Source organism: Neisseriaceae bacterium CLB008, assembly GCA_041228285.1.
In the GTDB taxonomy this organism is placed as follows: domain Bacteria; phylum Pseudomonadota; class Gammaproteobacteria; order Burkholderiales; family Neisseriaceae; genus JAGNPU01.
Map to the genome: position 1 here is coordinate 3,181,073 of CP166133.1, position 18,700 is coordinate 3,199,772.

The following is an 18,700-nucleotide window of genomic DNA, read 5'->3' on the forward strand; positions in this document are numbered from 1 at the left end:
AGCGTTGTCACCGTTGCTATTAAAGGCCAGCTATGAGTTTATCCAATAAATTACCCCATCCCATGTTGCCGGAAGATAAATTACAAAGTCTTCGTTCACGTGAATCATGGCATGTGTTGCAAATCATTTCTGAATTCGTGGAGGCAGGCGAAGAGTTACGCGCCATCCAGCCGGCGGTCAGCATTTTTGGCAGTGCCCGCATTGCACCGGAAGACCCTATGTATCAGCGCACTGAAGCGTTGGCGCGGCTGCTCTCGGACGCGGGGTTCAGCGTCCTCTCTGGCGGTGGGCCAGGCATTATGGAGGCCGCCAACAAAGGCGCTTTCTACGGTAAGAGCCCTTCCGTTGGTCTGAACATTGTACTGCCTCATGAACAAAAGCCCAATGACTATCAAGATCTGTCGGTTAAATTTCAGCATTTTTTCCCGCGTAAAGTGATGTTTGTGAAACACGCCATTGCCTATGTGGTGATGCCCGGCGGGTTCGGTACGCTGGACGAGCTGTTTGAAAGCCTCACCCTGGTACAAACCGGTAAGGCGCGTGAGATTCCGCTGATTTTATGCGGCCGTGAATTTTGGAGCGGCCTAGTCGACTGGATGCAAGAGCAGCTAGCTGGCAAAGGCCTGATTGGCGACACAGACATGGAGCTGATCCAAATCATCGACGACCCAGATGAGATCGTGGCGGCTATTTTTGAGCATTACGAGCACTGTGGCTTCCACGAATGCGTGGCCGACGTGGAGCGCATGCTGAGCCTATAAAGCCCTTAAGCGGCGTAAAAAAACGCTGGTTTGTCGGCCAAAAAAGCGTAAAATAAGTCGCTTGAAAATCAAAAACATCGTAAACACAAGCGTTTAAGCTGGTGTGGTGACGGTGTTTTTTTATGGACGAGTCTCATGATTGTGTTTGAAAACGCGCCTTCGTTTTGGTCTTTGTGGACCACGATGCAAGGCTCGATTGTGCCCCGTATTTTAAAACGGGTATTGTGTACCGATGCTTTAGCCGTGCTGGTGTGTGGGCTGTATCTAGGTATGGGCTGGACGTTTTTAGACATGACGATTACCCCGTTTGCCATTATTGGTTTGGTGGTGGGGATTTTCCTGTCATTTCGCAACACCGTCAGCTATAACCGCTTTTGGGAAGCACGCACCCATTGGGGCAGCTGCCTCATTACCTGCCGCTCCTTGGCGCGCCAGGCCGTAGTGTTTGGCGCTGGCGAGCCGGCTGAACACACCCAGCGGCGGCTGTATCTGCTGCTGGCTTTTGCGCATGCGCTACGCCATCAGCTACGCGACACCGACCCGCGCGCCGATTTGGCACGCTATCTCGATGCCGAAACCTTGGCTCAGGTGTTGGCCAGTCCCAGCCGCCCGAATCAGCTCTTGCTGCTGATTGGTCAAGCGTTTTACACCTTGCACAGCGACAAAGGCCTAGCGGCGCCGTTAATGGCGAGTACGGAAGGCTTAATCAATGAATTAAGCCATATTTTAGGCAGCTGCGAGCGTATTCGATCGACGCCGATTCCGTTTGCCTACCTCTTGATGCTGCACCGAAGCGTGCACGTGTATTGTTATTTATTGCCTTTTGGCCTAGTGGCCACGGTGGGCTGGATGAGCCCTGTGGTGGTGAGCTTTATGGCCTATGCGTTTTTTGGTTTGGATGCCTTAGGCGATGAAATCAGCAATCCCTTCGCCGACAAGCCTAACGCGCTGGCTTTAGATTCCATCTGTCGGCAGATCGAAATCAGCCTGTTGGCGCAATTAGGCGAGCCAGTACCCAAGCCGCTGAGCCCGAATGCGAACGGTCAGGTGATGTAGGTAAGCCTTGGTTTATTCTGCCGTTCTTCATCCTTTTTTTTACGACCATAGCGCTGGCCGCTAAGCCGTAGGGTGGGTCGCGACCCACGCAGGTTTCTCTTAAGCATGCGCACACACTGAAGACCGTGGGTAGGCTGCGCTTTACCCACCCTACAGGGCTATGACCAATAAACCATGATTTAAGGCTTTGGCATTTTGGCCGCCCCTTGTTTGAGGGCGGCCATTATTTTGTTTAGGGCCCAAGTTTGGCGTTAGGCAGATGGCCACTTCTTCGGTAGAATAAGGCTTTGATTGTCTTTAGTGAAAGCCGCACCATGACCCAAAAACCCACTCATACGCCGATGATTGCTCAGTTTTTAAGCATTAAAGCCGATCATCAAGATAAGCTGCTGTTTTATCGGATGGGCGATTTTTATGAGCTGTTTTTTGACGACGCCATCGAGGCGGCTAAGCTGTTAGACATCACCCTCACCTCACGCGGCAACGCCAACGGCGAGCCGATTAAAATGGCCGGCGTGCCTTATCATGCGGCCGAGCAGTATTTGGCGCGCCTAGTTAAATTTGGCAAAAGCATTGCCATTTGCGAACAAGTAGGCGAAGTGGGTGCGGGTAAAGGGCCGGTTGAGCGCCAAGTGGTGCGCATCATCACCCCCGGTACATTAACCGACAGCGCCCTCTTAGAAGACAAGACTACCAACCGCGTGCTGGCCATTTTGCCCTTGAAAAAACAATTGGGTCTGGCCTGGGCTTCCTTAGAAAGCGGTGAATTCAAAACCAAAATCATTACTGCGGATGACCTAGAGCATGAGCTAGAGCGCCTGCATCCGGCCGAAATCCTGTGTGCCCACGAAAAGCAGCTCCAGATCAGCGGCGCCTATCAGCAGGCCATCACCAAAATCAATCCGTGGCAGTTTGACGTGGATTCAGCCATGAATCTGCTGACCCGTCATTTTGGCAGCCAAGACCTGTTGGGCTTTGGCCTGAACCCAGATGAGCATGGCGTGGCCATTGGCGCCGCAGGGGCCTTACTAAACTACATTCAGCTGACCCAGTCGCACATCCCGCCTCATCTGGAGGCCTTGGTATTGGAAAGTGACGCCGACTTTATTCAGCTCGATGCCGCCACGCGCCGCAACCTTGAATTAACCCAAACCATCAGCGGCAAGGCTGCCCCAACGCTGTTTTCCACCCTAGACCGTTGCGCCACCCATATGGGCAGCCGCCTATTGGCGCTGTGGCTACATCATCCTTTATGCCAGCATGGCCACATTCAGCAGCGGCAGCAGGCCGTGGCGGCGCTATTGACCCAATACAGTGGACTGCAAAGCGCGCTCAAGCCTGTGGCCGACATTGAGCGCATTGCGGCGCGCATCGCCTTGGCCAGCGCCCGTCCGCGCGATTTGTCGTCGCTGCGCGACAGCTTATTGGCCCTACAGGCGTTGCCGGTGACCGACGCCAGCGCCAGCGCGCTGCTGCAAACCTTGCTCGACGTTTTGCCTCAAGGCCAAGCCATTGCTGATTATTTAAGCCAAGCGGTGCTGCCCGAGCCCAGCGTGGTGTTGCGCGAAGGCGGCGTGATCAACCACGGCTTTGATGCCGAGCTGGATGAATGCCGCGATTTGCAAAACAATGGCAATGAATTCCTACTCAAGCTGGAAGCCGCAGAAAAGGCCCGCACCGGCATCAATACCTTAAAGGTCGAATACAACCGCGTGCATGGCTTTTACATTGAAATCAGCAAGGCGCAGGCGGGCGAAGTGCCGGCCGACTATCAGCGTCGCCAAACCCTAAAGAACGTCGAGCGTTTCATTACGCCTGAGCTTAAAGCTTTTGAAGATAAGGCCCTACAGGCGCAAGATGCGGCGCTGGCGCGTGAAAAATGGCTGTACGAACAGCTGTTGGCCAAGCTGCAAACTCATTTGCCAGAGCTACAGCGCATCGCCAAAGCCGTGGCCAGCCTCGATGTCTTAGCCAGCTTTGCCGCCATGGCGGTCCAGCAAAACTATGTGGCGCCGAAAATGGTGGCCTATCCCGAATTGAGCATTGAAGGCGGCCGCCACCCCGTGGTGGAGGCGCAGGTGACGCGCTTCATCGCCAACGATTGTCAGCTGGGCACCAATCGCAAGATGCTGATGATTACCGGGCCAAATATGGGCGGTAAATCAACCTATATGCGACAAGTGGCCTTGATCACGCTGTTGGCGCACACCGGTTCATTTGTGCCCGCCACCAGCTGTACCCTTGGCCCGATTGACCGCATCTTTACCCGTATTGGTGCCTCAGACGATTTGGCCGGCAACCGTTCGACCTTTATGGTGGAAATGTCGGAAGCCGCCCATATTCTGCATCAGGCCACGGCTTCATCGCTGGTGTTGATCGATGAGGTGGGCCGCGGCACGTCTACCTTTGACGGCTTGGCCCTGGCTCACGCCATTGCCGAACACCTGATTCAGAAAAACCAAAGCTTTTCGCTGTTTGCCACCCATTATTTTGAACTCACCAAGCTACCAGAGCAGTTCCCCTTGGCCGCCAACGTGCATTTGGCCGCCTTAGAGCAAGGCCAAGACATCGTCTTCTTGCATCAAATTGAAGCGGGGCCGGCGAGTAAGAGCTATGGGATTGCGGTGGCTAAACTGGCTGGCGTGCCGAGTCGGGTGATCCGCACGGCGCAAAAATATTTGGCCTTATTGGAAGAAGACGCCAATAAAAATGCCCGTCAGCTGGATATTTTTGGGCAAATGCCGCCAGAAGAGGATGAGCCAGAGGCAGCCATGCCGGTTATAGATGCTGATGCCGCGGCTTTGAAGCAGGCCGTGGCCGAGCTACAGCCCGACGACTTAAGCCCGCGCGATGCCTTGGCGGCTTTATATGAATTGAAAAAGCTGCTGGCCTAGTCTCCTAGGCTCTGCAGCCTAAACGAAAAATACCGCCCTAGGGGCGGTATTTTTGTGAGGGCAGCTTAAGCCATGGCCTTGGGCAGAGGCGGCTGTTTTTTGGCCTGGCGCCAGTTTAGCGCCACCACAGCCACCACCAGCACGATGCCGATGATGTCGGTGAGGGTTTCAGGCACGATCAACATTAAGGCACCCGCCGCCAACACCACGCGCAGCACTAGATTGATGTTGGTTTTAAAATAGCCTTCCACCGCTGCGCCTAGGGCGATGATGCCAATGATGGAGGTCAGCGTAACCGAGACGATGACGCCTACCGGCGGCAGGGCAAACTCTTTCGCGGTGGTGGCCACATTGGTCACGTCGATCATCAGCATGGCTGGGTTGTAGACGAATAAAAACGGCACAATGAAGCCGGCTAAGGATAATTTTAAGGCCTGAAAGCCGGTTTTCATCGGGTCGCCGCCGGCAATGCCTGCACCGGCAAAGGCGGCCAGCGCCACCGGTGGCGTGATGTTGGCGAATAGGCCAAAGTAAAACACAAACATATGCGCCACCAAAATGGGCACGTCAAAGTTGGCCAAGGCCGGCGCCGCCATGGTGGCGGTGATGATGTAGGCCGGAATCGATGGCAGGCCCATGCCCAGAATCATCGACGCAATCATGGTGAAAAACAGCGTCAAAAACAGCGACCCAGCGCCGAGGCTCATGATGGACGAGGTCATCACCGTGCCAAAGCTGGTGAGGCTGACCACGCCGATGATGATGCCGACCACGGCACAGGCGGCCATCACCGACAGCGACTGCTTGGCGCCGTCTTCTAAAGCGCCCAGAATGTCGCGCAACGACATGCGCGTGGTTTTGCGTAAGGCGCTGATGATGACGGTTAAAATAATGGTGTAAAACGCCGCATAGCTGACCGGTACCGACTCGGCCAAGAACCAGACGAGGGCAAAAATTGGCAGCAGCAGATGGCCGCGTTCTTTCAAGACTTCTTTCACCCGTGGCAGGTCGGCTTTGGGCACGCCTTTAAGGTCGTCTTTACCCGCGCGAAAATGCACCTGGGCGATCACGCCCAAATAGTATAAAAGCGCTGGCAATAAGGCCGCTAGGGCAATGGTGCCGTAGCTTACGCCAGTGGTTTCGGCCATGATGAAGGCGCTGGCGCCCATGATCGGTGGCAAAATTTGCCCGCCGACAGATGCGCTGGCTTCGACGGCACCGGCAAAGTTTTTGTCGTAGCCGATCTTTTTCATCAGCGGAATGGTAAATGCCCCAGTGCCGACGACGTTGGCGACAGCCGTGCCGTTGATGCTGCCCATGAAGCCGCTGGAAATCACCGCTACTTTGGCTGGGCCGCCCTGTTTGTGGCCAGCGAGGGCCAAGGCCAAGTCATTGAACAATTTGCCCATGCCGGATTTGGCCAAGAATGCACCGAATAAAATGAACAGGAAAATAAAGGTGACCGACGCACCGATGGCGGTGGAGTAGAGGCCCTCGGTTTTGAGGTACATTTGCCCAAAAATATCGCCTAAATCAAATGGCCGGGTCAATAAACGGTTCGGCATCCAATCAAAATGGCTGATGAAGGGATAGGTTAAAAAAATCAGCGCTAAGATCGGCAAAATCCAGCCCATGACGCGGCGCGTGGCCTCGATCACCAGCACCACCGTCATGATGGCCATGGCAATGTCGAGCGTGTTGGGAATGCCGCCGCGGGTGGTCACAATGGCCTGGTATTCATAGAATAAATAGCCCATAGAGGCCAATGCCGCCAGCGCCAGCAGCCAGTCTAAGGCGGCCACGCGGGTGCGCGACGACCGCTTTCGGGCGGGATACAGTAAGAAAATTAAGGCCACGCCGATGGCCACGTGGGTGGCGCGCTGTAGCAGTTCGGGGATGGGGTTGTAGGTGATGTATAAATGGAATAAAGAATAAAAGATGGCCACGGCCATGATCAAATAATGCACGCCTTTATTGCTGGGGTGGCGCGTCACCGATTCGCGGTCAAACTGTTCTAAGATGGCCTGCTGTGCTTGCGCATCTAAAGCCAGATGGGCTTCATTGTTTTTGTCTTCATTGCTCATGACAGAAGTCCTTAGTTAGGGTGCGCCAACGCGGCGCAGAAGTAGACACAAAGTGGGCTTCGGTATAGTCGGGTACCCATTCAAACAGCGGCCAAGCCTGCTCGCCTAGCCGTAAGGTCGAGCGCACGCGGCGGGACACCACCCAGTTTAATTCAGGTAGGTCCACATTGACGGCATAGGCCACATAGCCTGGGGGCGCGGGCAGTAAGGTGCCACTGCTGGGTGTGCCGGCACCAAAGCTTTTGAACTCAGTGCTGATCAAACGCAGCTGCTGGCCTTGGCGTTGATAGGTTTCCGACCACGGGGTTTTTTCAACCGAATGCAGCCAAGTTAAGCGCCATGTCTGGGCGCTGAAGCGGCAGACGATGGGTTGGGTGGCGTTAAGCGTCAGCTGGGTCACCGCCACCGGCCAACACAGCCACGCCACCAAACCGATCAGTAATAGCCCCACGGCCAAGGCCGCGAGGGGGCTAAAGTGAGCACAACGGCGTTTATTTGGCCGCTTGCTCGTCATAGAACTTCTTCGCTCCAGGGTGTAGCGGTGCCACTAGGCCGGTTTGCGCGTGTTCTAGAGACACGTCTTTCACCGCTTGGTGGGCATTTTCCAGTTGAGGAAGGTTGTCGAAGAAGGCTTTAGTGAGCTTATAACCATCGTCCTCACTGAGGTCAGAGCGCACCACCAGTGCATTCATGATGGCGGCGGTGGGGATGTCCTCCGCATTGCCGTAGGTGCCTTTAGGGATGGTCATGGAAATGAAGTAGGCTTTATCTTGCGCGATTTCTTTAACCTTGTTGGGATCGATGGACACCATTTGTAGGTCAAACCCTTGCTCTAGCTCCATTAGGGAGGCATTGGGCAGGCCGCTGGTTAAGAAGGCAGCGTCTAGCTTGCCTGATTTTAAGGCGTCCGCCGCTTCGGCATAGCCCAGATAGTCTACTTTGACGTCATCATAGGTGATGCCATGACCGTTTAATAGGGTACGGGCGTTGACTTCCACGCCGGAATTTTGTGCGCCAACGGCGATGCGTTTACCGCGCAAGTCTTCTAGGGTTTTGATGCCAGACTTTTTAGAGGTGACCACTTGAACGTAGTTAGGGTAGAGCGCGGCAATTTGTTGGACGTTGTCGATTTTTTTGGTAAAGCTGCCAATGCCTTCAAGGCCTTCACTCAAGACGTCGCTCATTAAAAACGCCATTTCCACCTTGTTTTGATTCAAGAGGTTCATGTTTTCAACCGAGGCGCCTGTGGTTTGGGTTTTGGCATTGACGCCATAGGTTTGGGCATACACTTCGCCTAAGGTGGTGGCGATGATGTTATAGGGGCCAGAAGCGCCGCCGGTGGCGATGGTGACGAATTTGGTGTCTAGTTTGTCGGCGGCTGCGGCCTCGGTGGTGGCGCTGTCGTTGCTTGCTGCTGGCTTGGCGTCATTGCTCTGGCCACAGGCGCTGAGGGCGCCTGCCAAAATCAAGGCCAATAAACTTTGTTTAACGAATGGGGTGCTCATGGGGTTTCTCCTTAAAGATAGACTAAAAGTTTTATGTGGTGTTCTGGGCTCATATAGCGCCCATGTTTTTATGTCTGAATCGTCTAGTGTCCGCATTAGGGTGGGCCAACCTGTGGTTGAACCACCCCATCACAGAGGCCAAGCGTGTTTAGTCTTAATGCTGTTTTACAGGCCTTGTTCGGCGTAGTATTTTTGAGCGCCAGGATGCAGCGGAGCGACCACGCCGTCTTGTGCCTTATCTAGGGCGATGTCTTTTGCGGCCTGATGGGCGTTGACCAACTGCGGTAGATTTTCAAAGAAGCCTTTGGTTAATTTATAACCATCCTCTTCGCTGAGATCGGCTCGAATCATCAAGGCGTTCATGATGGCGGCGGTGGGGATGTCTTCGGCGTTGCCGTAGGTGCCTTTAGGGATGATTAATGACACGAAATAAGCCTGATCTTGGGCAATTTCTTTAATCTTATCAGGGTTGATCGGCACGATTTTAAGGTTAAAACCGCGCTCTAATTCCATGATGGAGGCGTTGGGCATGCCGCTGGTGATGAAGACGGCGTCGACTTTACCGGCTTTTAACGCATCGGCCGCTTCGGCAAAGCCAAGATAATCCACTTTGATGTCTTGATAGGTGATGCCGTGGCCGTTGAGCAGGCGGCGGGCATTAAATTCGGTGCCAGAGTTTTGGTCGCCTACGGCCACGCGCTTGCCGCGTAAATCGTCAATGCTGCTGATGTTGCTGTTGGCATTGCTGACCACTTGGACATAGTTTGGATAAATGGCGGCAATCTGCTGCACATTGGTGATTTTGTTGGGGAAGTTTTCCGAGCCGTTGATGCTTTCTGTGACCACGTCGCTCATGACCAGCGCCAGTTCGGCCTTACCTTGGGCCAAGAGGTTCATGTTTTCAATCGAGGCGCCCGTGGTCTGGGTTTTCGCGTTCACGCCATAGAGGTTATGGTAGACGTCGGCTAAAGTCGTGCCAATGATGTTGTAGGGGCCAGAGGCACCGCCGGTGGCGATGGTGATGATGCGGGCATCTAGGCCGTCTGATGCCGCGCTGGTTGGGGCTTTATCTTGGCTTTGGCCGCCACAGGCGCTGAGTAAGACGGCCAGCGCCAGGCTAGCCAAGCTGCTTTTAAATGCAGAGGGGGTCATTTAACTCTCCTTTGAATGACATTAGTTGTCATGTGGTTTGTCAACAAAGTGCGTGACAACAACATGTTTTTTATTGAAACCATCATAAACGAGGATGGACTGAGACGCCAGTGTGTTTACTCTAAACTTGATCTAAAGTGGTAGAACCTTCTGTTAGCGAGCGTTGGCGCAATTGGCTCTGACTATTTTGAACAGGTTTTTAAAGATTGAAGCTAGAGCGAACATGACTTTGTCATCATGGTAAACGTCTTGGTCTATGGGCACCAGTATTTTTTGTCGATCGTGGCAGAAATCGGGCCGCGCGGTGAAAAATAGATGCAATAGGCCGTCGATTGGGCTAGGATTTGGACTGCTGCTAAAATTAGCCCCTATATCGAGAGGCATACACAAGAAGGGTGTAGAGACGCATCATGAAGATTAATCAAGAAACTTTGCAACAAACGGCCGCCGCTATTTTGGCCAAACTCGGTTCTGACGCCAGCGAAGCGCAGATTGTCGCCGAGCATTTGGTAGAGGCCAACCTTAAAGGCCATGACAGCCACGGCGTGGGTATGCTGGTGTTTTACGTCGACAGCGTCGCGCGTGGTACACTGAAAGTGAATCAAGAGAAGGTTTGCGTCAATGATTTTGGCGCCATCATGCAGTATGACGCCCAGCGTGGCTTTGGCCAACGCATCGGTAAAGAGGCCGTGGCCGAGGCCTTAGTGCGGGTTGAAGACACCGGCGTGGTGTTGCTGACGGTGAAAAACGCCCACCATCTGGGCCGCATCGGCACCTATGGCGAGCAGGTGGCTGCGGCCGGTAAAGTTGGCCTATTTTTTGTCAACGTGGTCGACCATAAAGAAGCTTTGGTGGCGCCGTTTGCTGGCTCGGCCGCGCGCTTTGGCACCAACCCTGTATGCGTGACGTTCCCCGAGACGGCAAAAAATCCAGCGTTTATTTTGGATTTTGCCACCAGCATGGTGGCCTACGGCAAAACGCGGGTGGCCTATTTAGCCGGCAAAACCTTTGAGCAAGACGTGATGCTGGACGCCAACGGCACGCCCACCAATGACCCTAAGGCCATGCACGAAGCACCGTTTGGCGCGCTACGCCCGATTGCCGAACACAAAGGCGGCGGTTTGATCAGTGCGGTGGAATTTTTGGCTGGCATGCTTTCTGGCGGCGGCACTAACCAGCCCGAGCATGAGCGCCTAGACGGCATCGTCAACCACATGACGGCCTTCATCGTTGACCCCACGCGTTTAGCCGATTTGGATTGGCTTAACCACGAATACGACCAGATGATTGACTACATCAAATCATCGCCTGCGCCTGGAGAGCCGATTCTGATGGCGGGTGAGCCAGAGTTGGCGCGTAAGGCGCAGCGCCAGGCCGAAGGCATCAGCATTTCGGACGGCGAATGGGCGGCGATTACCGCCGCGGGTGAGCGCGCCGAGCCGTACGCTGGTGCTTAAACCTAGTAAGGGTACGCCTAAGCCTGCTGAAGCCCTCAGCAGGTTTTTTTATGGCGGTAAAGGATGGTTTATTCTGCTGTTCTTCATCCTTTTTTTTACGACCATAGCGCTGGCTGCTAAGCCGTAGGGTGGGTCGCGACCCACGCAGGTTTCTCTTAAGCATGCGCACACACTGAAGACCGTGGGTAGGCTGCGCTTTACCCACCTTACAAACGGCTTAAAGGGCAAGGTGCCAATAAAAAACCCATACCATTAGGTATGGGTTTTTTGATGTTTTTAGTGATGCCCTATTAGTTGGCTAGCTTTTGATATGTTTCTTCGTCTAAGCGATTCATTTCATCTGAATTTAAATGATAGATCAACAGTTGGTAGGCTTCTTCTGGTAGGTAAGACAAGGTTTCCGTCGCTTCTCCCTTAGCAAAATGACTCTTCAACGTGATGGTGACGATGGTTCTGTCGTTTTGCAGAATTTTTTGCGACTGGGTGACTTCAGCGTATTCAAACGGCCCCATAATTTTTTGAATGCTGGCGAACAACAGCTGGTGTTTGTCTACGCTGACATTTTGGCGGTACTCGGTATGAGCCAGAGTGGTGTACATCTTGTCGTATTGTTCTTGATTGTAAAGGGTGTGGAAGCGTTTGATTTGTTCATCGATTTGCGTGGCTTCATCTTTAGCGGTACAACCGCTTAGAAAGGCCAGACAGGTGAGGCCAAGCACCAAGGGTTTGGCCAATAGTTTGGTAAGAGACATGAGTCAAACAACGTAAATAAGGATTAAAACTTATTTTATCATATGATTTAAGAGCAGAGACTGGGATAAAGCCCATAAAAAAAGCCTGCGCAAAGCGCAGGCTTGTACAGTTTCAGATCACCGCTTAGTTCACCAAGAAGTTGATGATCCAGGTGTGGTAAGGAATCGCCACAATGTCGATCAACACAGCGCCACATAAAGGAATAATCAAAAAGGCTTTTTTCGACACCAGTTTGTATTTTTCCGACACCGACGCCATATTCGCCACCGCATTAGGCGTTGCGCCCAAGCCATGGCCTAATAGGCCGGCGCACATCACCGCTGCGTCGTAGTTTTTGCCTAAAGCTTTAAAGGCGATGAAGATGGTGAACAGCACCAAGGCCAATACTTGCAATAGCAAAATGATCAATAGTGGCAAGGCTACGGCCGACAATTCCCAGATTTTTAACGACATCATCGCCATGGTCAAAAACACGCCTAAAGACACGTCAGAGATTAAATCCACGGTTTTCTGGTGTAAGGCCACGGTTTTGGTGTGGTCGTTAACGTTACGCAAGACGATGGCCACCAGCATGGCGCCTACATAGCTAGGTAAGGCAAAGCCGGTGCTGTCGGTGAAGCGAGTCGCGATGTAAAGGCCAGCCACCATGATCACCAAGACCACGGCCAAGGTTTTGAAGAAGCTGGTGCTGCTGATGGGCTCATCAGCTTGCTTGGCGTCTACCGCCACTTCGTCGATGTCGTCGGCTTTAATGGCCACCTTGTAGCGGGTGATCAGGAAGTTGGCCAAGGGGCCACCGATTAGGCTGCCAGAGATCAGACCAAACGTTGCGGCCGCAATGGCCACCGTGGTGGCAGACTGAACGCCTAAGCCTTCCGCCATTTGGCCAAACGCGGCTGCCGCGCCGTGGCCGCCTTCTAGGGCCACTGAGCCGGCCATTACGCCCAGCACGGGGTTCAAGCCAAAAGCCGACGCCAGCATGGCGCCAAAGGCGTTTTGGAATAAAGCCAAGCCCCAGCAGATGAATAAATACACGATGAGGGTTTTGCCACCGGTTTTCAGCAGCTGGTAGCTGCCGCCAATGCCGACGGTGGTGAAAAAGGCCACCATGAGAGGCGTTTGCAAAGTGGTGTCAAAAGCAATGCGCACGCTGGTTTGGGTATGTAAAAACCACATTAATAGGCTGACCAAAAAGCCGCCAATCACAGGAGATGGAATGCAAAACGTTTGCAGCCATTTAACGTGGTTTTTCAAAAAAGTACCCAAAAGCAGGCATAAAACCGCCAGCATGAGGGTCGTCAGTGAGTCGAACTGTAGGTCCATAGGAATCTCCGGGTTTGTTTTTACTTATGTTTTTGGGCGGTCACTTGGGTGATGACCTGATAAATTAAAAAAGCCGCCAGCTTGGCTGTGTGGTGGTCTTGATCAAATTTGGGGTTGTATTCGGCCACGTCAAACACCGCTACTTTGGTTGAGGCCACAATGTGTTTGAGTAGGGTTTGTACCAGGCGTAAGTCCACGCCCAGTGGGGCCGGTGCGCTGACGCCAGGGGCCTGATAGTAAGGGAATACGTCTAAATCAATGGTGACGTACAGCAGGTCAACCTTGGCCACGAAGGCGTCGATCTTGGCGATTAAGGCGGCCAGATTGCGTTCGGTCATGTCGTGGTCGAGGACGTAGTCGCAGCCTAAAGCCTCGGCGCGCTGGAACAGCACCGCCGTATTGGCGTGTTCGGCCACGCCCAAGCAAAGGTAGTGAAATGGCTGTTCGTGGTCGCTGCTGAGCTTGGCTGCCTGCAAGAAGGGCGTGCCAGAAGACGCCACGTCGTTTTCGCGTAGGTCAAAGTGGGCGTCAAAATTGATGATGCCGATGGTGCGCTCGGGCTGGTGGTTTTGTACGTAGTCAAACAGGCCTGAGAAGCTGCCAAACGCTACTTCATGGCCGCCGCCGAGCACGATGGGAAAGTGCTGCCCAGCCAAGAGGCTGCTGACGGCTTGGCTCAGCTGCTGATGAGCGCCTTCGAGGTCGTGAGCTTCACAGGCCACGGTGCCAGCATCGTAAAGTGGCGTGGGCTGATGAATCGGCAGACCAGCGAGCTGGGCGCGAATCAGATTAGGCGCTTCTTTGGCGCCAATGCGGCCGTTGTTGCGCGCTACGCCCTCGTCTGAGGCGAATCCGACCAAGACCACGCCTGGTGCGGCTGGGTTCACTGGGCCGATGATTTGGTGAATGCGTAGGTGTTCGGTGGTGGTGCCGTCTTGGCGACCTTGCCATTGATAGTCAGTGTTCATGGTGTGTCCTTGCAGTACTGATCTGCCGCGTAGGCGGCTATTGTTGGAGTTCGACGTATTCGTTGATGGAAGCGGCGCAGTTGAGCGCCTCCTGAATCAAAATAGGTTCTTTTCCCATCACGCGAGAATGAGGCGCCATGATGGCGATGATGCCTTGTAGGGCTTTGCGCTTTAAAATCGGCGCGGCCACGCCCCATACGCCTGGGTCCAGTTCGCCTACGCTGACGCCATAGCCTTGGGCCTTAATGCGCGCCAGTTGCTGGTTGAGGTCGGCCTGCTCCGCCGGGTTGGGCAGGTGTTTGGCCAAAATGGCCTGCTGTATCGCTGGCGTGCTGAAAGCCAGCAGGGTTTTGGCGCTGGCGCCACGGGTCAATGATTGGCCTTTGCCTACCGAAAACGAGCAGCGCAGCGCCTGTGGGCTTTCAATCATGTCCACGCAAATGGTTTGGTATTGATTGCTGACGATCAGCGCCACGGTTTCTTGGCTGCGGCTGGCCAAGCGCTGTAAGGCGGGCCGAGCGGCGTCAAATAAAAACGAGTGCTCCATAAACTGCTGCGACATTTGCAGGCCCACGGCACCGGCTGAATAGCGTGATTTTTGGGTGCTGTCGCTGATGAAGCCCCAGGTTTTGAGGTGAGACAATAGGCGATAGACGGTGGAGATGGGCAGGTCTAGGCCGGCCGCAATGTCTTGCGGGGATACGGGTTTGCTGGCCGACACCACAAAGGCCAAAACGCTTAAAATTCGGTCTGTGCTGCTCATGTCTCTATTCTCACTGGGTGGTATTGTTTTTTATAAATTAAATAAAAACCAGCTGCTTGTATACATCTATTCTCAAATAATAAGAATTAATACAAAGCAATAGGGTGCGGATGCAGGCCCAGAATCGGCCAAATCGAGCGCCCATAAGGCCATTCGCCCATCGGCGGTTGAGCGCGATGGGCGAAATGAATGGGTTGTGTGGGGAGGGGAGTGTGCGAGGTTTAGGGCGCTAAGTGGGTGGCCAGAGCGGCTTTGGCGTCGGCAAAGCCTTGGGCTGCCGCTAGCTCAAGATAATGACGGCCGCGGCTGGGGTTTTTATCCACGCCTTCTCCGGCCAAATACATCAGGCCCAGATTAAACTGTGCCGCGGCGTGGCCTTTATGGGCGGCTAAACGATACAGCTGGGCAGCGCGGCCTAAGTCTTTCGTGACGCCCTCGCCCTTGTAGTACAAAAGGCCGAGGCTGTATTGCGCCGACGGCACGCCTTGCTTGGCGGCCATGCGATAGTGGGCGATGGCCTGCGCCGTGTTTTGCGGCAGGCCCACGCCGTGGTAATACAGGGCGGCCAGCTGATTATGCGCTTGTGGATTGTTGGCGATGGCGGCCTGACGATAGTAGTCGATGGCCTGATCCATATTTTTGTCGACCAATTCGCCGTTGTAATACAGCGTGGCTAAGGCATAAAGCGCTTCGCCATGGCCTTGTTCGGCCGCTGCTCGGTAATACTGGAGCGCGTCGTCTTTATTTTTAGGCACGCCGTCGCCATGATAGTAGATGGCGCCGAGGCTGTACTGTGATTCGGCATGGTTTTGGCCTGCGGCGCGCTTATAGTATTCAATTGCTTTGAGCATGTCTTGCGGCACGCCTTCGCCGCGATGGTATAACAGCGCCAAGGCGTATTGAGCCCGGCCATCGCCTTGCTTGGCAGCAAGGTCAAAATAACGCACGGCCTGATTGAGGTTTTTGGGTAGGTCGCGACCATGATAATACTTGCTGCCTAAGCGGTACTGCGCCCGTGCCGACCCAGCATCGGCCGCCTCTATCAACTGGGTGAGCTTAAGGTCGTGGGGGCTTTGCTGCTGCGATGGTTTGACGGCGGCAGGCGCTTCGATTGGCGGCGGTAATGCCCACAGCACGCTAGGCAGCAGCAGGGCGCTGACAGCCAGAAGGCGTGTAAAAATAAGGGCCGAAGCAGAGGGTTTCATGGCGTTAAGTACCCACAAAATAGGCAGCCGAGGCTGCCTATGGATTAATCAGAAAAAGGCGTAATGGTGATGGATTCGCCAAGGGCCGAAGTTAATACTTCGTTCAGTACGGCAAAAAACTCAGCATTGTCGCGGGTAGCCAACCATTGGCCGTCTTTAAACGCGAAATGAAAGCCGCCGCTTTTGGCCGCAATCCATAGCTCTTGGTTGGGGGTGTGGCGGTTGATGATGATTTGCTCGCCGCTGTCGTCCACTTCTAAGGTCATCACGTTGCCTGAGCTTTGGCAATCTAGGTCTAAGCCGAGCTCATCAATTTGGCTGTCAATATGATCAAAGAGTTGGTCGGAATAATTTAAAAATTCGCTTTCAGTCATGTTGGCCTTTTGTCTTCACGGTGGTTTTGATAATATCTTTATTTTGCCACAAAAGAGAGTTCGACATGCGATTGATCACAATCGGTGCCTTAAGTGCCCTAATATTGTCTGCCTGTGGCTATCAGGGGCCGCTGTATTTACCAGATCCTACAGCGCCCAAGCAAAGTACGGCACCGGCAACGCCCCTAGTGCCCGCAACGCCGGCTGCGGCGGCAGACGACAGCGCTGAACGCGCCGTTGCCTCGCCGACGAGCCAACCATAACATTTACTATAAAGAGACGAAACCCATCATGAGTGCGCTGACCTACCAGAACCAAACCTTACATTTTGAAGACGTGGCGTTAAACGATTTGGCCAAAGAGCACGGTACCCCTTTGTACGTGTACAGCCAAAATGAATTGACCAAGGCCTACCATAATTATGAACAAGCCTTTGCCAAGCTCAATCCTTTAATCTGTTATGCAGTTAAGGCCAACGGTAACCTCAGCGTGTTGAAACACTTTGCCAGCCTCGGCAGTGGTTTTGACATCGTCTCGGGCGGCGAATTGGCGCGCGTTTTGGCCGCTGGCGGCGACGCGAGCAAAACCATTTTCTCAGGCGTGGGCAAAAGCGCCGATGAAATCGAGTATGCGCTGTTACAAGGCGTGTTGTGCTTTAACGTTGAGTCGATTAATGAACTCGAGCGCATCAACGACGTGGCTAAAAAATTGGGTCAAAAAGCCCCAATTTCGCTGCGCATTAACCCTGATGTGGATGCCAAAACCCACCCGTATATTTCAACTGGCCTGAAGGCGAATAAATTTGGCATCGCGTTTAAAGACGCGATCAAAGCCTATCAACACGCTGCGGCCCTGCCTTATTTAAACATTGTCGGCATTGATTGCCACATTGGCTCTCAGCTTACCGATCTATCGCCTTTAGTGGAGGCATTTGAGCGCCTATTGGTGCTGGTGGATCAGCTGGCCGATTTAGGCATTCATCTGAGCCACGTCGACATCGGCGGCGGCGTGGGCATTGTCTACCATGACGAACAAACCCCAGATTTAAATCAATACGCCGCCGCCGTGCATCAACGCCTCGGCCAGCGCGACTTAAAAATCATGATGGAGCCAGGCCGTAGCCTAGTGGGTAATGCCGGCGTGTTGTTGACCAAGGTAGAATTCATCAAGGCCGGTGAAGAGAAAAACTTCATCATCGTCGATGCCGCCATGAATGATTTATTGCGCCCAGCCTTATACGCGGCCTACCATGAAATTGTGGCGGTGAACCGTCATGACGACGTGAAGCCTATTGTGGCGGACGTGGTTGGCCCGATTTGTGAAACCGGCGATTTTCTCGGTCAAAACCGAGAGCTGGCGGTGAAAGAGGGTGAGCTACTGGCGGTGAAAAGTGCCGGTGCCTACGCCAGCAGCATGGCCAGCAACTACAATGCACGCGTGCGTGCGGCGGAAGTCATGATCAACGGCAAAGATGTGAAAGTAGTGCGCCAGCGCGAAACCATCGCCCAGCTATTGGCTGATGAGCAGGTGTGCTTGGATTAAGCCCAAGTGTACGGCATGAAAAAAGCGCCCTAGGGCGCTTTTTTCATGCGTTAAGACTAGGCCATACGCTTGTGCTGTCGATACATGGCCACGCACAGCAACACCCAAATCGAACCAGAGGTAAAGCCGGCGATGACGTCGCTCATGAAATGCACCTGCAAATACATGCGGCTAAAGCCAATGCTCACAATCAATGCACTGGCCAATACTATCCACAGAAGGTGCCAGCGCTTGGCCGTGATTTGGCACAAAATAAAGGCCAGCATGGCATAGGTGGCCATTGCCCCCGAGCTGTGGCCGCTGGGGAAGCTGTAGCCGGTTTCGATGGCAAAGCCATGTAGGTGCGGCGGGCGGGCGCGCTGGGCGATGAATTTAATGGCCGTATTTAAGACGCCATTGCCCAAGATGGACACCACGTAGATGACGGCCTCGGCGCGGTAGCGGCGCCACCACAATAGCCCGCCGATGAATACCGCCAGCGCCGCCATGACCATGCTTTGGGCCAGGTACGATACTTTCGCGGCTAAGTCTAAATAGCCAAAGGAGGCGTGTACGCTGATGTAAAACGTCGTCAGCGCGTCAAATTTGGGCAGGCTTTTAAACGCCATGACCTGATAGGCAATGGTGGCGAAGGCCAGGGTGCCGATGGTGGCATAGGCGATTTTCAGGCGACTGCGGCAGCGTGGCCCTAAGCGTTGCCAGCCAAAAAAGGCCAGTATGGTCAGCGCGACGACGCAGCCCAGCAGGCTTAGGTAAAGCATAGGGGCATGGTTGCCGATGAATTGGGCTAAATCAGTAGGCCAGCCGCTTAGGGGAAAAGTCATCGGGCTGGTCGGGGGCGTCATGGGTGTGGTCATAAGGTG

General features: G+C 53.9%; 17 protein-coding genes. 6 read left to right on the forward strand and 11 right to left on the reverse strand.

Features of this window, described 5'->3' with window-relative positions; all coding sequences use genetic code 11:
- The first annotated feature begins 32 nt into the window (after positions 1-32).
- The 3 genes from AB8Q18_14805 to mutS all read left to right on the forward strand — a co-directional run bounded on the left by AB8Q18_14805 (position 33) and on the right by mutS (position 4,711).
- A complete protein-coding gene (locus tag AB8Q18_14805; GenBank protein XDZ51416.1) occupies positions 33-761 on the forward strand; it encodes a TIGR00730 family Rossman fold protein in 729 nt (242 codons plus the stop codon).
- A gap of 135 nt (positions 762-896) precedes the next feature.
- Positions 897-1,817, forward strand: coding sequence for a bestrophin family protein (locus AB8Q18_14810; protein ID XDZ51417.1), 921 nt, complete (start codon positions 897-899; stop codon positions 1,815-1,817).
- A gap of 314 nt (positions 1,818-2,131) precedes the next feature.
- On the forward strand, positions 2,132-4,711 hold the full coding sequence (gene mutS, locus AB8Q18_14815) for a DNA mismatch repair protein MutS (GenBank protein ID XDZ51418.1): 2,580 nt from the start codon (positions 2,132-2,134) through the stop codon (positions 4,709-4,711).
- 65 nt (positions 4,712-4,776) lie between these two features.
- On the opposite strand, the gene AB8Q18_14820 is transcribed toward mutS, so the two are convergent.
- The 4 genes from AB8Q18_14820 to AB8Q18_14835 all read right to left on the reverse strand — a co-directional run bounded on the left by AB8Q18_14820 (position 4,777) and on the right by AB8Q18_14835 (position 9,452).
- Positions 4,777-6,795: a TRAP transporter permease gene (locus AB8Q18_14820; GenBank protein ID XDZ51419.1), complete on the reverse strand. Its 2,019-nt coding sequence runs from the start codon at positions 6,793-6,795 to the stop codon at positions 4,777-4,779.
- The gene (locus AB8Q18_14825; GenBank protein XDZ51420.1) at positions 6,785-7,309 is read right to left on the reverse strand and encodes a DUF1850 domain-containing protein; all 525 of its coding nucleotides are present in this window, start codon (positions 7,307-7,309) and stop codon (positions 6,785-6,787) included. The genes AB8Q18_14820 and AB8Q18_14825 overlap by 11 nt, the downstream gene beginning before the upstream one ends.
- Positions 7,287-8,300, reverse strand: a complete 1,014-nt coding sequence (locus tag AB8Q18_14830) for a TAXI family TRAP transporter solute-binding subunit (protein ID XDZ51421.1) — start codon at positions 8,298-8,300, stop codon at positions 7,287-7,289. Before AB8Q18_14830 ends, AB8Q18_14825 begins: the two co-directional genes overlap by 23 nt.
- Positions 8,301-8,465: 165 nt before the next feature.
- A complete protein-coding gene (locus AB8Q18_14835; GenBank protein XDZ51422.1) occupies positions 8,466-9,452 on the reverse strand; it encodes a TAXI family TRAP transporter solute-binding subunit in 987 nt (328 codons plus the stop codon).
- A 410-nt stretch (positions 9,453-9,862) separates the two neighbouring features.
- Here AB8Q18_14835 and AB8Q18_14840 point away from each other — a divergent pair, with 410 nt between their 5' ends.
- A complete protein-coding gene (locus tag AB8Q18_14840; GenBank protein XDZ51423.1) occupies positions 9,863-10,909 on the forward strand; it encodes a malate/lactate/ureidoglycolate dehydrogenase in 1,047 nt (348 codons plus the stop codon).
- A gap of 290 nt (positions 10,910-11,199) precedes the next feature.
- Here the strand turns inward: AB8Q18_14840 and AB8Q18_14845 are convergent, their stop codons facing one another.
- The 6 genes from AB8Q18_14845 to cyaY form a co-directional block, all read right to left on the reverse strand.
- Complete coding sequence (locus tag AB8Q18_14845) at positions 11,200-11,661, reverse strand: hypothetical protein (protein ID XDZ51424.1); 462 nt, start codon at positions 11,659-11,661, stop codon at positions 11,200-11,202.
- Positions 11,662-11,785: 124 nt separating this feature from the next.
- Complete coding sequence (gltS, locus tag AB8Q18_14850; GenBank protein ID XDZ51425.1) at positions 11,786-12,985, reverse strand: sodium/glutamate symporter; 1,200 nt, start codon at positions 12,983-12,985, stop codon at positions 11,786-11,788.
- 20 nt (positions 12,986-13,005) lie between these two features.
- On the reverse strand, positions 13,006-13,953 hold the full coding sequence (hutG, locus tag AB8Q18_14855) for a formimidoylglutamase (GenBank protein ID XDZ51426.1): 948 nt from the start codon (positions 13,951-13,953) through the stop codon (positions 13,006-13,008).
- 37 nt (positions 13,954-13,990) lie between these two features.
- Entirely contained in the window at positions 13,991-14,716 is a 726-nt protein-coding gene (locus AB8Q18_14860) for an IclR family transcriptional regulator (GenBank protein ID XDZ51427.1), read from the reverse strand.
- Positions 14,717-14,937: 221 nt separating this feature from the next.
- Positions 14,938-15,921, reverse strand: coding sequence for a hypothetical protein (locus AB8Q18_14865; protein ID XDZ51428.1), 984 nt, complete (start codon positions 15,919-15,921; stop codon positions 14,938-14,940).
- A gap of 44 nt (positions 15,922-15,965) precedes the next feature.
- Positions 15,966-16,295: an iron donor protein CyaY gene (gene cyaY, locus AB8Q18_14870; GenBank protein XDZ51429.1), complete on the reverse strand. Its 330-nt coding sequence runs from the start codon at positions 16,293-16,295 to the stop codon at positions 15,966-15,968.
- A gap of 65 nt (positions 16,296-16,360) precedes the next feature.
- Here cyaY and AB8Q18_14875 point away from each other — a divergent pair, with 65 nt between their 5' ends.
- Together AB8Q18_14875 and lysA are read left to right on the forward strand one after the other, a co-directional pair.
- Positions 16,361-16,558 (forward strand): lipoprotein, encoded by a 198-nt coding sequence (locus tag AB8Q18_14875; GenBank protein XDZ51430.1) that lies wholly within the window; start codon positions 16,361-16,363, stop codon positions 16,556-16,558.
- A gap of 28 nt (positions 16,559-16,586) precedes the next feature.
- The gene (gene lysA / locus AB8Q18_14880; protein ID XDZ51431.1) at positions 16,587-17,837 is read left to right on the forward strand and encodes a diaminopimelate decarboxylase; all 1,251 of its coding nucleotides are present in this window, start codon (positions 16,587-16,589) and stop codon (positions 17,835-17,837) included.
- 56 nt (positions 17,838-17,893) lie between these two features.
- Here lysA and AB8Q18_14885 read toward each other — a convergent pair whose 3' ends face one another.
- On the reverse strand, positions 17,894-18,682 hold the full coding sequence (locus AB8Q18_14885; GenBank protein ID XDZ51432.1) for a phosphatase PAP2 family protein: 789 nt from the start codon (positions 18,680-18,682) through the stop codon (positions 17,894-17,896).
- Positions 18,683-18,700: the final 18 nt, after the last annotated feature.

Bases quoted from the DNA above. Each gene is read 5' to 3' on its own strand.
- AB8Q18_14805 (XDZ51416.1), top strand. From the start codon at position 33: ATGAGTTTATCCAATAAATTACCCCATCCCATGTTGCCGGAAGATAAA.
- gltS (XDZ51425.1), bottom strand. From the start codon at position 12,985: ATGGACCTACAGTTCGACTCACTGACGACCCTCATGCTGGCGGTTTTA.
- AB8Q18_14845 (XDZ51424.1), bottom strand. From the start codon at position 11,661: ATGTCTCTTACCAAACTATTGGCCAAACCCTTGGTGCTTGGCCTCACC.
- mutS (XDZ51418.1), top strand. From the start codon at position 2,132: ATGACCCAAAAACCCACTCATACGCCGATGATTGCTCAGTTTTTAAGC.
- AB8Q18_14875 (XDZ51430.1), top strand. From the start codon at position 16,361: ATGCGATTGATCACAATCGGTGCCTTAAGTGCCCTAATATTGTCTGCC.
- AB8Q18_14830 (XDZ51421.1), bottom strand. From the start codon at position 8,300: ATGAGCACCCCATTCGTTAAACAAAGTTTATTGGCCTTGATTTTGGCA.
- cyaY (XDZ51429.1), bottom strand. From the start codon at position 16,295: ATGACTGAAAGCGAATTTTTAAATTATTCCGACCAACTCTTTGATCAT.
- AB8Q18_14865 (XDZ51428.1), bottom strand. From the start codon at position 15,921: ATGAAACCCTCTGCTTCGGCCCTTATTTTTACACGCCTTCTGGCTGTC.
- AB8Q18_14840 (XDZ51423.1), top strand. From the start codon at position 9,863: ATGAAGATTAATCAAGAAACTTTGCAACAAACGGCCGCCGCTATTTTG.
- AB8Q18_14860 (XDZ51427.1), bottom strand. From the start codon at position 14,716: ATGAGCAGCACAGACCGAATTTTAAGCGTTTTGGCCTTTGTGGTGTCG.
- AB8Q18_14820 (XDZ51419.1), bottom strand. From the start codon at position 6,795: ATGAGCAATGAAGACAAAAACAATGAAGCCCATCTGGCTTTAGATGCG.
- lysA (XDZ51431.1), top strand. From the start codon at position 16,587: ATGAGTGCGCTGACCTACCAGAACCAAACCTTACATTTTGAAGACGTG.
- AB8Q18_14825 (XDZ51420.1), bottom strand. From the start codon at position 7,309: ATGACGAGCAAGCGGCCAAATAAACGCCGTTGTGCTCACTTTAGCCCC.
- hutG (XDZ51426.1), bottom strand. From the start codon at position 13,953: ATGAACACTGACTATCAATGGCAAGGTCGCCAAGACGGCACCACCACC.
- AB8Q18_14885 (XDZ51432.1), bottom strand. From the start codon at position 18,682: ATGACGCCCCCGACCAGCCCGATGACTTTTCCCCTAAGCGGCTGGCCT.
- AB8Q18_14835 (XDZ51422.1), bottom strand. From the start codon at position 9,452: ATGACCCCCTCTGCATTTAAAAGCAGCTTGGCTAGCCTGGCGCTGGCC.
- AB8Q18_14810 (XDZ51417.1), top strand. From the start codon at position 897: ATGATTGTGTTTGAAAACGCGCCTTCGTTTTGGTCTTTGTGGACCACG.